At 35.7% G+C, this 15,571-nt stretch carries 14 protein-coding genes and 1 pseudogene; 7 read left to right on the top strand and 8 right to left on the bottom strand.

The features are described 5' to 3' along the window. Nucleotides 1-85 precede the first annotated feature (85 nt). The 5 genes and pseudogenes from IPI31_13595 (at nt 86) to IPI31_13575 (ending at nt 2,880) form a co-directional block, all read left to right on the top strand. A complete protein-coding gene (locus tag IPI31_13595; GenBank protein ID MBK7568849.1) occupies nt 86-697 on the top strand; it encodes a bifunctional nuclease family protein in 612 nt (203 codons plus the stop codon). A 36-nt stretch (nt 698-733) separates the two neighbouring features. Continuing rightward, entirely contained in the window at nt 734-1,108 is a 375-nt protein-coding gene (crcB, locus tag IPI31_13590) for a fluoride efflux transporter CrcB (protein MBK7568848.1), read from the top strand. A 56-nt stretch (nt 1,109-1,164) separates the two neighbouring features. After that, nucleotides 1,165-1,308, top strand: a pseudogene (locus IPI31_13585) (NupC/NupG family nucleoside CNT transporter). Beyond that, complete coding sequence (locus IPI31_13580) at nt 1,288-2,607, top strand: Na+ dependent nucleoside transporter (GenBank protein MBK7568847.1); 1,320 nt, start codon at nt 1,288-1,290, stop codon at nt 2,605-2,607. The pseudogene IPI31_13585 and the gene IPI31_13580 overlap by 21 nt, the downstream one beginning before the upstream one ends. 15 nt (nt 2,608-2,622) lie before the next feature. After that, nucleotides 2,623-2,880, top strand: coding sequence for a hypothetical protein (locus tag IPI31_13575; protein ID MBK7568846.1), 258 nt, complete (start codon nt 2,623-2,625; stop codon nt 2,878-2,880). On the opposite strand, the gene IPI31_13570 is transcribed toward IPI31_13575, so the two are convergent. From IPI31_13570 to IPI31_13545, 6 genes are all read right to left on the bottom strand, one after another. Beyond that, a complete protein-coding gene (locus tag IPI31_13570; GenBank protein MBK7568845.1) occupies nt 2,881-3,837 on the bottom strand; it encodes a hypothetical protein in 957 nt (318 codons plus the stop codon). It abuts the gene before it with no gap. A gap of 1 nt (nt 3,838) precedes the next feature. Continuing rightward, nucleotides 3,839-6,283: a carboxypeptidase-like regulatory domain-containing protein gene (locus tag IPI31_13565; protein MBK7568844.1), complete on the bottom strand. Its 2,445-nt coding sequence runs from the start codon at nt 6,281-6,283 to the stop codon at nt 3,839-3,841. Between the two features lie 73 nt (nt 6,284-6,356). After that, nucleotides 6,357-7,583: an outer membrane beta-barrel protein gene (locus tag IPI31_13560; protein ID MBK7568843.1), complete on the bottom strand. Its 1,227-nt coding sequence runs from the start codon at nt 7,581-7,583 to the stop codon at nt 6,357-6,359. Further along, entirely contained in the window at nt 7,573-8,151 is a 579-nt protein-coding gene (locus IPI31_13555) for an RNA polymerase sigma factor (GenBank protein MBK7568842.1), read from the bottom strand. Before IPI31_13555 ends, IPI31_13560 begins: the two co-directional genes overlap by 11 nt. Before the next feature lie 72 nt (nt 8,152-8,223). Further along, the gene (gene rdgB, locus IPI31_13550; protein MBK7568841.1) at nt 8,224-8,799 is read right to left on the bottom strand and encodes an RdgB/HAM1 family non-canonical purine NTP pyrophosphatase; all 576 of its coding nucleotides are present in this window, start codon (nt 8,797-8,799) and stop codon (nt 8,224-8,226) included. A gap of 2 nt (nt 8,800-8,801) precedes the next feature. Continuing rightward, entirely contained in the window at nt 8,802-9,284 is a 483-nt protein-coding gene (locus tag IPI31_13545) for a hypothetical protein (protein MBK7568840.1), read from the bottom strand. A gap of 70 nt (nt 9,285-9,354) precedes the next feature. Here IPI31_13545 and IPI31_13540 point away from each other — a divergent pair, with 70 nt between their 5' ends. Then, nucleotides 9,355-10,479 (top strand): branched-chain amino acid aminotransferase, encoded by a 1,125-nt coding sequence (locus tag IPI31_13540; protein ID MBK7568839.1) that lies wholly within the window; start codon nt 9,355-9,357, stop codon nt 10,477-10,479. 58 nt (nt 10,480-10,537) lie between these two features. Here the strand turns inward: IPI31_13540 and IPI31_13535 are convergent, their stop codons facing one another. Together IPI31_13535 and IPI31_13530 are read right to left on the bottom strand one after the other, a co-directional pair. Continuing rightward, on the bottom strand, nt 10,538-12,538 hold the full coding sequence (locus IPI31_13535; protein ID MBK7568838.1) for a PD40 domain-containing protein: 2,001 nt from the start codon (nt 12,536-12,538) through the stop codon (nt 10,538-10,540). A gap of 18 nt (nt 12,539-12,556) precedes the next feature. Next, complete coding sequence (locus IPI31_13530) at nt 12,557-14,674, bottom strand: OmpA family protein (protein MBK7568837.1); 2,118 nt, start codon at nt 14,672-14,674, stop codon at nt 12,557-12,559. Between the two features lie 129 nt (nt 14,675-14,803). Between IPI31_13530 and nth the strand changes: the two genes are divergently transcribed. Continuing rightward, nucleotides 14,804-15,430, top strand: coding sequence for an endonuclease III (nth, locus tag IPI31_13525; protein ID MBK7568836.1), 627 nt, complete (start codon nt 14,804-14,806; stop codon nt 15,428-15,430). The last annotated feature ends 141 nt before the right edge of the window (nt 15,431-15,571 follow it).

Genomic DNA, 15,571 nt, shown 5'->3' with positions numbered 1-15,571 from the left:
TTCAAATTTAAATATTCATTTTTTACTTCAATCATTATTAATTCTTAGATAACGTATTAACTTAGTAACGTCTTAGCGATTTTAGATGCAAAAAATAGAATTGGAAATATCGGGTTTATCGCATACCATAACTCAATCTCAGAGTTATGCCGTGTTGCTCAGTGAGGTAAATGGTTTAAGAAAATTACCAATCGTGATAGGCGCCTTCGAAGCACAGGCAATAGCGGTTGCCATTGAAAAAGTGGTGATCAACCGACCATTATCACACGATCTGATGAAAAATATATTTACTGTTTTTCAGATCAACCTTAAGGAAGTGCTCATTGATAATTTACAAGATGGAATATTTTATTCTAAATTGGTTTGTGAAAAGGATGGTCAGGAAGTAGAAGTAGATTCGCGCACAAGCGATGCACTTGCACTAGCTGTTAGATTTAATTGTCCGATATTCACCTATGAGTTCATTTTAGAATCGGCAGGAGCAATTATTAATGAACCTGAAAATAAAGAAGGAAGTGATGAAGAAGATGAAGAAAACGAATCTGTTGAAACTCTTAGCACTTCCATATCACCACAATCTGATCTGAGTAAACTAACTATTAAAGAACTCAACGAAAAATTAGGAGAACTGCTGGATAAAGAAGATTATGAGGCCGCTGCAAGAATCAGGGATGAACTCGACAGAAGGAAAAAATAACATCTTGAATATTTCTTTAAGTAAACAACTGGTAACATGCAACTTGTTTTGTTGATCGGTTTTGCCGGTTTTTTAGGAACTATCGCGAGATATTTGAGCGGTCAGTTGATCTACAAATTTTTACCCATAGCCTTTCCATTCGGCACTTTGATCGTGAATATTTTAGGTTGTTTTATTATTGGAATTGTTTACGGATGGTTCGAAAAAGAAAACATCTACTCCAATGAATGGAAATTGATATTTGCGACAGGGTTTTGTGGCGGATTTACTACTTTTTCTGCCTTTTCCATCGAAAATATTCAACTCTTGCGCGAAGGACAATTCGGAATTGCACTTTTATATATATTTGTGAGTGTAGTTATTGGAATATCTGCTACCTTCGGCGGTGTTTCTTTAATGAAGAACATTTGAATATATCCCTTCAGTTATTTTTTCTAAATGGCAACCCAAAGAGGTAAATTGTAAAAATGGAAAATTTTCTACGTGGTTTACTCGGCATGACTGCACTTATCGGCATATGTTATTTGCTGAGTAATAACAGAAAAGCAATTGATTGGAAATTGGTCGGTATAGGTCTATTTGCACAATTTATGTTAGCCGCAGGTGTCCTGGATCTTCGATTTAATAATGTATCCATATTCTGGACAGTTTTACTTGGAATAATTACGGTTTATATCATTTTAAAAATTCGGATCAAAGAGAAATCGCCGGTTAAATGGAGTATTCTTCTCGCTTTATTTTTATTGTGTTTATCTGTGGTAACGCAATTTCTGCCAACCAACTCCTTTGTTATTGCAATGCAGGCAATATCAAAAACATTTGTTGCCATGATAAGCCTCAGTCATAAGGGTACAGAAATGCTGTTTGGCAATCTTGCAGATGCAAATCAATCTTGGGGATTTGTTTTTGCGATTCAGGTATTGCCGAATATTATTTTTTTCGCAGCAATATCTGCTATGTTATATTATTTAGGAGTGCTGCAAAAGATCGTTTATGTATTTGCTTATTTATTGAGGAAATTAAATATCGGTGGTCCGGAAAGTTTGTCTACCTCGGCAAATATTTTTCTCGGCCAAACAGAAGCTCCATTAATGATAAAACCATATTTGGAACAGTTAAACCGTTCGGAAGTTTTGTGTATCATGATTGGAGGAATGGCAAATACTGCAGGAAGTGTTCTCGCAGCGTATGTTACTTTGTTGGGAGGAAGTGATGTTGGGCAACAGGAATATTTTGCCTTACATTTATTTTGTCAGAGTTTAATGAGTGCACCAGCTGCAATAGTATGTTCTAAATTGTTATTTCCTCAAACTACAAAAGACCTCACAAAAGAATTAAAGATAACAGATGAAAAGCTTGGTGATAATATGTTGGATGCAATTTCGCTCGGAACCACAGATGGTTTAAAACTTGCAGTAAATGTAGGCGCTATGTTAATTGCATTCACAGCATTGATCTGGGTGGCAAACGGAGTTCTTGGTTGGGTTGGAGATATAACCACATTGAATGCATTTATTCAGGCAAATACCACATATGAATCTTTATCCATTCAAATGATATTAGGATATGTTTTTTCACCTGTTGCATGGCTTATCGGGGTCCCGGGAAGAGATATGTTAGCCATAGGTCAATTACTTGGGGAGAAGACAATTATTAATGAATTTAACGCCTATATTACTTTTGCAAATATGAAAGCGGATAACGTAATACAGGATCCGAAATCTATTTTAATTGCAACATATGCGTTGAGTGGATTTGCAAATTTCGCATCCATAGGAATTCAGATCGGAGGAATTAGTCAACTTGCTCCGAGTCAGCGAAAAAACTTAACGGAATTGGGAATTAAAGCCTTGATAGGCGGAACCATTGCAACATTTTTATGTGCTACAATGGTAGGAATGTTTTATTAAACGGAAAATAATTTTATGCAGGAATTTTATCAGTGGTTGATCTTTCAATCTTTTATCATACTAATATGTATCGTGTTATATATGTTTGCTGCAGGAATGATAAACATTAAACGAACACGAACAGAAAGTTTTAAGGAATGGCAAAAAATGAATGGTGGAGTTATAAGATGGATGTGTATTCTACTCATCATTGTGTCAATAGGAATAATTTATTATAAATATAATCAGGTAACCACTACACTTACGGAGCCTCCAACCTTACAATCGGAATGATCAGTTATTTGCAAAAATTGTTTTTAGGTAAGGATGCAGTTTAAAATATAAATAAACCATCGATGCTTCTTTCATTCTTCCTTTAGAAGATGGATGTATTCCACCTTTTCCTGAATCTTCACAGTTCCAGGTATAACCATTTTTATTTCCCTTTACTCCATCTGTCCATAAGGAAGGTCCCCAATCAATAAATGGAATTTCATCTTGTGTAAATCCCTTTTCGCCATTTATTTGTTTTTCAATAAGCCATTTAACGGTCCAACTATTATAATATGCACTTGGCTCCTTTAATTCCTGAGGTCCTTCACCCACATCTCCAATATAACCAGCATAGGTGCGGTCGGAAATAAATGCAGCTCTAACATTTGGAAATTTATTTTTAATTTCCTGAAGCATCAACTGATATTTTTCTATTTGTGTGTAACATTGCTCCGGAAATGATTGCTGATATGATAATATATCTCCACTGCTGATCCAAATGATCTGAATTTGTTCTAAGGTCATATTTTCTCCCTTTACAATAGAATCTACGATTAACCAATAATTAGCAGAAGCATTCGTCATTGAATTAATATCCTTACCTCCCTGAGCTCCAATAATGATCTCCAATTTATCATCCGGGTTTTGTGATTCATAAATGGACCGAACAAATCTTCCCGTCATTGCAGCTGTGCTAAAACCCAAAACCATAAATCCTATTTTACCATTTACGGTATCATAAATTCCTTCCGCATTCAAAGGTTTGATATCCGCACACATTTCCATGCCTTTATTAAAGTGTAAAAGGGGAATATCATTATTTCCATCCGGATATTTCCCCCCAACAAATCCATTAAAGGCAGATTTGCCAAGGTCGGCAACAGGTATAAATCCGGTGGATTGTTGAGCACAATTTTGACCGATAAGACTATTAAACAAATAAAATATTAATAAACTATTGGTTATTATTTTTTTCATATTAAAATCCGATTCCCAATAAAATTCTAAATTGTTCTGAAGGATAACTATCATCAAAACGAAATGGTGTATATGCGAAGTCGATCCTGGCAATTTTAAAAATATGTTCAATTCCGGCAGCAACTTCAAAATAATTATTTATCGCATCACTTTGTAAATACTGCGCGGTGAAAACAGGTTCCAATTTTAATTGTTTGAAAAGCGGTAATTTCCGGAATAAGAATCCTTCGGTGTGCCACTGAAGATGCGCCGTGTAATAATAATTTTCTGAAAGGGCCGAATAATAGGGGAGTAGGAAATAACTATCAATTGTTAATCTGCTTATCAAGGTCTCGTTTCCGGCAAAGTTAAATTTATCTGCAGCAGTTAAATTCCTTGTTCCGAACATTAAACCCATACTACTGTGATATTGCAAATTTCCCGGCAGACCCAATTTTATATTATCCTGTATGCTTAATTCAACTTTATCATATCGAACAGAATTTTCAATAAGATCATCCAACGCTTTTTCATAACTGAATTCCAGACGAGGATACTTGGATTCCAAAATATATTTTTCATCCGGTTGCATGATGTATTTTTGTTTGATCTGATATCTGATAGATATTCCTGCAGAAATTCTCGCCGGCATGTCTGTATTTAGAGCTTCATCAGAAAAAGGATAATAATTTGGCGTAAAGGTTTTATCCGGAACATCAATCCATGAATCAATGATGTCGAGGTTATTCAGATAATTTCTGTCGCGAAATCCTGCACTGAAACTGGCATAAAATCCATTAAACAACTCCTTTGAATAATTGGCTTCCAGATATTGTGATTGGTATAATTTCAAATAATTTTCTTCAACCAGTAAACTGTAAAACGAATTTACGAGCGGAATTATTCCTGATTCGTTAAATTGCATTACATTGCTACCACCTCTCAGCGATATGGTTGATCTTGTAAATTGATCATACATATACGAAATGGAACCATTTGCAAATACTTTATCTGCACCAATTGCATAACGAATGTTTGGTATTAATGTTATAACATCCTTAGAATCCCATTCTTTTGAAAGTCTGACTCTAAAGTTGACCACATAACCTTCCACTGTATTAAATTGAATTATTTCAGGCAGAGGATTTGTGCTAATGAACAGATCAGATCTCGATCTTCTATAATTATATCCGCTTATAAGATCGCTAGCAGAAAATTTATTAAATATTCTGTCAACCGAATCCTGGTATGCCGGCGTTTCTTTTAATATTTGTAGAGAATCTTTTTTCCGATAATCAATTTGTTCTTCTGAAGTTAATTTTATTGGTCTGCTGTTACTCCAATAAATGGAGTCTTTTTTATTTGAATTTTCTTCAATTTTTGTGACCTCTGCAGTAAAGAAATTTTTTGGAAATATTGGGTTGATCGTATAGTCCTTATAAAAGGCATGAAAAAAGCCATTTCCTTTAATTCCAAATAGGGAATAATTAAAATTGAATTTATTCGACAATAAGGAAAGATGTTCGTTATCAGAATAAAAGTACTCTTGTTCCACTCTGAAAGTATCGAGAAATTCAAGTCCGTTTTCCTTTCTTAACTCCAGTTGTAAGCCATTAATATGATAATCATCGTCAGTTATATAAATTATTCCTGAATATGCAGGATCCGTTTTTCGTTTTGGAATAACCTTTATTTTATATATTTCGTGATTATTGTCAAAAATGGAACTCAACAATTTATATTCGTAAAAGAACATTGCATTATCAGCAATGGGAGATACAAATCCTCGTTGAGAAAATCCCTCTAGGGTCTCAAGGTTTTCATAAAAATTCATTTCCATACTTGCGGCATCATTCCAACTGAAACTTTGATCATTTCCACTAACTATGGAAGCCTTCATGACCTCTTTTGTTTTATCGGGATATTGAAAATGAAAATTGGAAACCGATTCAGACAAATAAATAATTCCGGTATTATTAGTATCTACGTCGAGAATTGTATTTAGTTCAACTCCTAAAATTTTATCAGGGGCTTCCGTAAATTTTTGCAGACCTTTGATATATACCTCACACGAAAATGAGGAGATCTCCTTCAGATGTGCAGATCTTTTTTCTATTGCACTTCGAATAATTGCATAAGCAGGGTCTTCCTTGTCGGATCTGATTACTACTTCCTGAAGAGCAGTTGCTTCCTCCAAAAGAATTACATTCAGTATTTTATTTTCATTTGTTATGGTTACTGAAATTTCCTGTTTGGTATACCCTATATATTGAAAGATCACTACATAATTTCCCGGTTCAACGGTAAGACTATAAAATCCGTTTTCATTGGTAGCACAGGCATAATTACTGTTTTTGATATATACATTACAAAAGGGTAGGGGTTCATTGTTTTCATTGCTGACTAAACCCTCTATCCGCGAAGCGAAAAGAGAATTCGATAATACGAAACAGATAAAAATTGGCATTAAAAAGTTTAGCCGCTTACTCATGCGGTAAAGATAATTCAGCAAATCAGAATAAAATTGGTGTGAGATGTTATTACCTGAACACGTAGTTGAGACTTCCTCTAAGTCCAAATACAAAATTTCGTTTTGCATTGTCGGTTAAAGGTTCATCGTGCAGAGAAATATCGTTTGAAATTGTTCCTCGAGCTCCGGCAGAAAGATATAGGTTATCTTGAATGTAAATATCGTAATCCAATCCTAATACCAGCGAAACCTCATCATCTTTAAATACATTATCCGAAGTTTCATATCGTTTGTCCTGAGGTAATCTGTAAGAACGTAACATTCCGTATTGAGCTCCAACTGAATAATTGAGTATTACCGGTAAGTTGGTCAGATCAGAAATACGTCCCACTTTAATTTTTGCAGTAACAGGAATCAGGTCATAACTCAATGAAAGTGATTTCTGTACGATTTCCCCTTCTTCCGACATTACATAATTTTGCCCTTGAATGGAGTTATAAATATATTCCGCCTGAATGCCGAATTTATTAGAGAAATTATATCCTAAAACAAATCCTTTAGAAGTTCCGAATTTTAACGATGGTTGAATTGGTCTTTCTTCCTTAAAAATATTGCCATATTCTAAAATAGATGTTTGATTATAACTTCCGCTTACCCCAATATACATTCCCCGCATATCAAAATCTTTAAGGTTACTGAATACAGATTTTGATTGAAAAGCAACATATTCCTCGTCACCCTCATTTTCAATATAATCGTAGGAAAATAATGGTATGGAAACATCGGAATTATAGATCCGATCTATAATATCAATATTTTCGGCGGTAAGTTCCTCTTCATCATCCATAAACGCCGGTGCATAAATAAAATCGTTGGTTTGCACGTGCGATTTGATATTGGAGGCAATTATGGTATTTATAGTATTAGTATTTTCCTCTGAAACAGGTCGTGAATTCACCTGAGCGATCTTATTAGTATTACCAATGCCTTCTGATGAATTGATCGTTAATATCGGTGAAATAGCTTCAGCTGCGATAAATTCCTGAGATACAGGGGTTTCACTATAATTCCTGATTTGAGCAAGAGAGTTCTTTTTATTTACGGGAATAGCAATAAAACAAAGGCTGACAAAAATAAATAGCAAAGCTGCATACCTTGAGTAGGGTATGTTTACCGGAGTTTTTTGTGTGTTTTCAAGCTCATTTTCGATGCGGTTCCAAACATCGGATGATGGCTTCAACTCATAATTTTCAAATACTCCGCTAAATAATTGGTCAATATGATGTTTATTGTCCACTTGCTTTGCGTTTCAGGCCAGTGCGTTGTTCAACCATTTCCATTAAAATGTATCGAGCACGTGCCAATTGACTCTTAGATGTACCTTCACTGATGTTTAGTTGCTCCGCAATTTCTTTATGTGAAAATCCTTCTATGGCGTAGAGGCTGAAAACAGTCTTATAACCTGGTGAAAGAGCTGCTATCATATTCATCAAATCGTCTACTGCCAGCTTACTTAGAACGCTTTCGTCAACGAATTCAACCTCGGTATTTTCCACATCAACAATAGGATATAATAAATTTTTCCTTCTATGCATTTCTATGGCGGTGTTCACCATGATTTTTCTAAGCCACCCTTCAAAACTACCCTCAAAACGAAATCTGTCCAGATTTTTAAACGCTTTAACAAAACCTTCCTGTAATATATCTTCAGCAATTTGGTAGTCGGGAGCGTATCGCAAACAAACTCCAAACATTTTAGAGGCAAAACGATCGTAAAGCATTTTTTGGAAAACCCTATTTCCCTTGGCTGACTCTCGTATCAGATGTTCATCGGTGTAGGTAGCGGGTAGATTGATTTGTCTCATAATCCGATTAGAATTAAATAAGTGGCTTAAACTTTTTCTTTTGCGGGGTAAGTTAAATATTTATTTTGTAATTCAAAAATTGCAATTCAGGTAATCTGTCAACAACTTAAATGCTTTTGCTCTGTGACTTATGCTCGTTTTTTCTTCGGAGGTCATTTGTGCAAACGTAATAGCAGCGCCATCCGGTACGAAAACGGGGTCATATCCAAAACCATTTGTTCCTATAGGTAAAAGTGAGATTTTGCCAGTCACAATTCCTGTGAATTGGTTGTAGTTATTTTCAATTACCAAGGTAAATACGGTTTTGAATTGGGCACTTCTATCATTCATATTTCTTAAATTGAGCAGGAGAAGGTTAATGTTTTCTTCAGCATCTCTGCTTCCAGAATAATGAGCAGAAAAAACACCAGGTTCCCCATTTAAAGCAAATACTTCTAAACCTGAATCTTCGGAAAAACAGTTACAGCCATATTTTTCGAAGATGTACTCCGCTTTTTCCCTGGAATTTGCTTCAATGGTAAAATGGGTTTCGGGAATTTCCTCATAACAGCCAATATCCTCCAGACTTTTGATTTTTATTGATTTGGGCACAAGTTGTATAACTTCCTTTATCTTATTTTTATTTCCTGTAGCAAAAATTAATTCCATATTTAAATATTATACATTAATTTTAACTGACTCCATAACAATGCTCGTTTAGGTTTTTCCATACCTTCAATATTATCACATATAATGATATCTATATTATTGAATTTCAAATAGATATGATTTCTATATTCAATGTGTAATCCTATATTTTCCGCTTTAATTCCAAAACATATTAACTTGGAAATGGTTAAGTTTCTAGATAGTGTATTAAAGTTAACCGGTTGTTTAGGGTCGTATTTGATAAAAACTGTTTCTTCCGGGTTCAACTTCACGGCCACAAGTAGTTTATTAATGGACTCCAAGCCCTGTGGATCAATATCACCGCTGTTTTCAGCAGAATAAATGATGATAGTGCCATTATTATTTGACAGATTTATTGGATTTAGATTGGCATTAATTGGCGATATTGTTAGTTTTGCAGAAGAGGGGATCAGGTATACCTTTTCGTCCACTATTGCTGCTGGAAATTCGATTTTATCTATCATCTTTTGGCATTAGGAAATTATTGTAAATTTATCAAACCTTTTTTTGTAAAAAAACCAAGTTTTTCAACATATGAAAGTTGCTGTAAATCCATCCTTTGAAATTGATATTCAACTGTCGTCAGTTTCGCATATTAATTCTGTAGATTTTGAAAATCTGCAATTTGGTAAAGTATTTACCGATCACATGTTTGTGGCTGATTATATAGATGGAATGTGGCAAAATTGTATAATAAAGCCAATTTCAAGTTTGCATCTTCATCCCGCAACCTCTGCATTACACTACGGTCAAGCGATTTTTGAAGGGATGAAAGCATTTAAAAATCAGGAGGGAAAAGCAGGAGTTTTCAGACCTGACATGAATTGGAACAGGATCAACGAATCTTGTGTAAGGATGGCAATTCCGGAAGTTCCGGAGGAATTATTTATGAAAGCGATCTTTAACCTGGTTGATATCGAACAAAATTGGATCCCTGATACTGACGACGGGAGCATGTATATACGTCCCTTTATTTTTGCCACCGATGATTTTGTTGGGATAAAACCTTCAGATACCTTCAAATTTGTAGTATTTTGTTGTCCTGTATCAAAATATTATCAAAAACCGGTTCGTGTTTATATGCAGGAAGAATATGTAAGAGCATTTCCTGGTGGAACAGGAGGTGTTAAAGCTGCAGGTAATTACGCAGCAACCATGATGCCTTTAAAAGAAATTCGAGACAAGGGTTACGATCAGATGTTATGGATAGATGGTGTTACACATAATCGACTTCAGGAAATTGGCACTATGAATGTATTCATTCAAATTGACGATACTGTAATTACCATTCCTACAGACGAAGGAACCATTTTAAAAGGTGTAACACGCGATTCTTGTATCACATTATTGAAAGATGCCGGTTATAAAATTGAAATTAGAGATGTAACCATTGAAGAATTATTAAACGCCCAAAGAGCGGGTCGTCTTCTCGATGCATTTGGTACCGGAACCGCTGCCACAGTAGCTCCGATTGGCGTAATTGGTTATAAAGATGTAGCCTACGAATTACCACCGGTTGAGGGTCGTAAAATATCAAATTGGCTTAAACAGGAAATGTGGGAAATCAGAAAGGGAATTACCAAAGATAAATTTGGATGGATGTGGGATGTGGAAACTTATATTAAAGATCACAGTAATAAAATTGCAGTGGAGGAATAACACACACACTGTCAAGTACTTATGATAAGTAAATGGTGAATTTCTTAATATTTCACCTCTATTCCGTTTTTGTTATCATAAACTCCACCCTTTGGTTTATTTGTCTTCCTGCTGGTGTTTTATTGTCAGCAATTGGCATAGATTTACCCAAACCTTTATATGTTAATCTATCTGCTGAAATTCCCTTCGAAATAAAGTAATCCATAACCGATTTGGCCCTTTTTGAAGATAGGGTCAGGCAATAATTGTCATCACATAAACTATTTGTATGACCTCTGATTTCAATTTCTACTCCGGGATTTTGGTTTAAGAACCTTACAACCTTGTTCAATTCAACAAAGGAAGTATCCTCAAGCACAGTGCTGTTGATTCCAAACAAAATATTGCGCATTTCAATGATAATGCCGGCTTGTTTGGGGATGAGAGTAAAATTTTGAATTATCTCACTAAAATCTGAAAGAGCAGTTATAACAAGTGAAGTGTCAGCTAAATAATATCCATCGGCGCTGATAGTAATATGGTAGCTGTCTGATTGAGGCAAAATAACTGCATATCCATCGGTTGCGGAGGTGTTTGAGCTACCTCTCGCGGTGCTGTCGCTCATTCCGGTATATAAGATCTTTGCTGCAATTGTAGACCCGGTAATTCTGTCGCTCACTATTCCCTTCAACCATAAAATATTATCGGGTTTAGCTGTTGGCGGAAGCTTTATTCTGAATATATCCAGATTTGAACCACCGGTATTCCCTGTGGAAAAATACGCATACTCCCCCTGCGCATCCATGGTATAATACGCTTCCCACTCAGGGGTGTTTACATTTTTGCCTAAATTAAGAGGTTGGCTCCAATTTGTCCAACTGTTATCTAGTCGACGACTCATGTAAATATCCTGAAATCCATAACCGGGAAAACCAGTTGATGAAAAAAACAATGTTTTTCCATCGGCAGCGAGGAATGGTGTCATTTCATTACCTGCTGTATTAAGGTCATTTCCTAAATTAACTGGTTTAGAAAAACTGCCATTTGGTAGGAGAAAACTCACATAAAGATCAAGCAAACCATATCCATCATTGGTTTCTGATGACATTATCAAAGTTGTACCATCGGCTGCAAGGGTGAACTCATTATATTGATTAAGATTTTTAAACCCATTTACTTTGATTCCCACAGGTGTTGACCAACCTGCTTTTGTTTTAAAAGTCAAAGAAACACCTGGATCCTCGGCTAAAGGATTTGCATAATCGCTGCCAACAAGCGCAGTATTTCCGTCAGGAGAAATAGAACATAAAAAATTATGGTTGACATTATTGAGTGGAGGGCCAATATTGACAGCTGGAGCCCATACACCACCATTATTTACAGAAACCCAGATATCGTCATTTTTTTTATCTCCAATATTTTCGGGGTGTAGTTTCCTGTCGAAGTATAATGTTTTACCATCAGGTGCAATTATCGGGTAAACTTCATCAAAACCTGAATTAATTGCGGGTCCTAACGATTCGGCTTTATAGTTCAGACTGTCTTTTAATTCATGAAGTTCAATTTTTAAACCGGTGGTTGCAGTTGTAATTCCAATTGCATCTATCTGATAAGTATTTAAGGTTTCCGGTTTATCCATCAACAATTTTACACCTTTTATCAGTGCATTATTATCTTTGAGGGCAAGTACAAATAATCTTCCTCCACCAATAGTAACTTCTCCGGATTTTTTATAAACTAATTGTTCCTTGTGCTTTTCATCGTAAGTATAAATACTTTGTATATGCCCGGAATTGCTATTTTCAATAACAGCTATTTGTTTTGCTACCATTGCTAAAGGGAAGGAGACCTCAATAAATTCATAGCTTCTCAGGTCTGAATATTCGGGTGACCAGGCACAGGTTGTATGGCCGGGATTTGGAAATTTACTTGGACGGCCAAGTGCCTGATCAGCAGAAAACGCCTTTTCACTTTTTTGAGAAGAGAAGGAGATCACAGAATCGGCCCATACTATTTCCTGTGCAAATCCTGCATTAAAAGCAATAAAAGTAACTACAAGCAACACCCAAAATCCCTTCATCGTCCTAATGTAGCGATTTTATTTGAAAGTGATCTCTACTCTTTGATTTCTTTTTCTACCTTCCGGAGTATCATTGGTGTCGATCGGTTCTTTGGAACCATAACCAAAAGTAGTGATTCTGTTTCCATCAATGCCTTTGGATATAAGATATTCGCGCACTGCATTAGCTCTATTGAGACTGAGTTTTTCACAATATGTTTCAGTACAAAGACCATTGGTATGTCCGCCAATTTCAATTTTACTTCCAGGGTTTGCCTTGAGGAAATCGTATAATCTGTTCATTTCCTCATAGGATTCGAACTTGATCACCGATTTATTTGCATCAAAATACACGTTATCCAAGATGATCTTCTCGCCCTTTCGAAGTGGAGTGATCCTGAAATCAACACGTTTAACTTTTTGAGTTCTGAAATCTTCAATATTGATAGTTGTTTCCAATGGCAAATAACCCTCTCTGATGACTGTAACTTTATAATTGACGCTATCGGTTACCTTCAATCTGTAATTATTGTTAAGAGTTGATAATACAACTGCTTCTTTTTCATAATCAGTTAAAATAAAGGTTAGATCGGCATTAATTGGAATATTAGTAGTTATGTCATATACAGTTCCAAACAATAAAATTTCATTGCTTAGATTTACGTTAAGTTCTTCCTTCTCCGGAACGATTATTTCCTCCTCAAAAAGTATAATTTCCTCATCAGTAATGGTAACATTGTCAATTACTAAATCAGCCATAAGCGAATCCTCTGCTTCAACCACTTCTTTGAGTGGTATTCTTAAAATATCAGCATTTAACATATCGCTGCCTGTTGATGAGAAATAGGCGTAATCGGCAGTGTCGGGAAATGAAAAATAGGCTTCAAATCCTTTAGTATTAACGAATGAACCCAAATTTTCAGGGGTGGTCCAGTTCTTCCAGGTTTCATCCAATCTTACGGAAACGTAAACATCCTGATCGCCGTATCCGGGTAAGCCGTTGGAGGAGAAAAACAATGTTCTTCCATCCGGAGCCAAAAACGGCGCCATTTCATTAGATGCCGTGTTAATATGTTGTCCAATATTTACAGGATCTGTCCATTCTATCTGATTATCACTAAAACTTACATAAATATCCTTCAAACCAAAGCCATCAGCACGTTCAAGCGATAATAACATGACATCTCTGTCGGAATTCATAAAATATTCAGCGAAGAAGTTATGCGTTATGATACCCGGGGTTATCAGATTTTTAGGAAATACCCAGCTTCCGTAATTATTTTTCCATGTTTGGGCAATACCCATTCTTGATTCACCACTAAATTCATAGGTATTAGCCAGAGTGAGCATAGTTCCGTTTTCTGATAGGCCGACCACATAGTTATTCGCTTCATTATTCAGAGGGCCGTCGATGTTAAAAGCGGTTGACCATGAAGTGCCATCAAAGTTACTTACCCAAATATCGTCGTTCATTATAGAACCTTTATTTTCAACATGATTCTTTCTTGTGAAGTACATTGTTTTGCCATCAGGAGTAACCAAAGGAGCAATTTCACTTCCATAGGAATTTATCACTTCACCCATGTTTTGTGATTTGCCTTTAAATACTATTTTATCGGTAGTAGTAATTGTTCCTGTAGGCACGGTACTGGCAGCTTCAGCAATGCCAATTGCATCAATTTGGTTGTATCCATCAATACTTTCTGTGTCTAAAACCAATTTGAGATCATTGGTCGCAAAATCAGTAGTAGCAATGTTTAGGGAGAAAATACGACCAAGAACCCATTTACTGTCAGTAGCATTCCTTTCATAAACCAAGTGCGCAATATTATATTGATCGAAGAGATAAATCGCCTTAATTGAACCTGCGTTAAAGTTTTCATTTATCACAATTTGTGATACGCGCATCCTTTTTTCGAAACCTACTCTGATGTACTCCTCAAAATAATTTTCCGACATAGAAGGTGACCATGCGCAACCGCAATCACCGAAACTTGGCAATCGTGACGGAGGTCCTAACACCTGTTTTGCGCTGTAGGAAGTAAGATCCAGTTGGGTTGAGTAGGAAATCACCTTACTAGCCCAGATGATCTCAGCTTTGGCTGACTGGATATAAATAGTCAGCAGCAGTGCCGATATGAGTAGTATGCGCTTCATAATAGTATTGAGAAATGTATGTGACGTAAAGTTAAATTTATGAATTGATGAAAAAAAATACAAAATTGCCCATTTTGTAACATACTTACAGTTATATTTTAGTTTACTATACAGATATTTGATGCTCCAATGACTAAAAAAGAGAAAGTTGTTTTTATTCAGAACAAATTAAACGAATTGTTTCCGCATCCTGATATTCCACTGGTGCATAAAGATGCGTACACTTTATTGGTATCTGTCGTTTTATCTGCACAATGCACAGATGAAAGGGTTAACCAGGTTACTCCGCTTCTGTTTAAAAAGGCAGATGACCCATACAAGATGGCTAAATTGGGTGTTGATGAAATAAAGGAGATCATAAAACCATGTGGATTGTCGCCGGCAAAATCCAAGGCATTGCAAAAGTTGTCGGAAATTATTGTAGAAAAACACAATGGCAAAGTGCCTGATACTTTTGAAGAATTGGAAGAACTACCCGGTGTAGGTCACAAAACAGCCAGTGTTGTGATGTCGCAAGCCTATGGAGTTCCTGCTTTTCCGGTTGATACACATATTCATAGATTGGCTCAGCGATGGAGATTGAGTAATGGCAAATCGGTTGCACAAACTGAAAAGGATCTCAAACGTCTTTTTCCTGAAGACACCTGGAACTTACTGCATTTACAAATTATTTATTTTGGAAGGAAGTACTGTCCGGCCAGGGGTCATGATGTGCTAAAATGTCCAATATGTTCGGTAGTTAATTCAAACAAATGATCAATATTGATTCTATTCTGAATTATAAATAATATTAAATTTTACTCTTCAATATCAATGCGTTTTAATAATTATTAAAGCAATAATGTTTTTTAATTTCTTCTTCTTAGAGTTCAAGTAATAAGTAAAAAAAAGGAGCTC

It is taken from the genome of Bacteroidota bacterium (assembly GCA_016706865.1).
Classification (GTDB): Bacteria; Bacteroidota; Bacteroidia; order Chitinophagales; family BACL12; genus UBA7236.
Note: the sequence above shows the minus strand (reverse complement) of the source record. Positions and strands in the feature narration are given on the sequence as shown.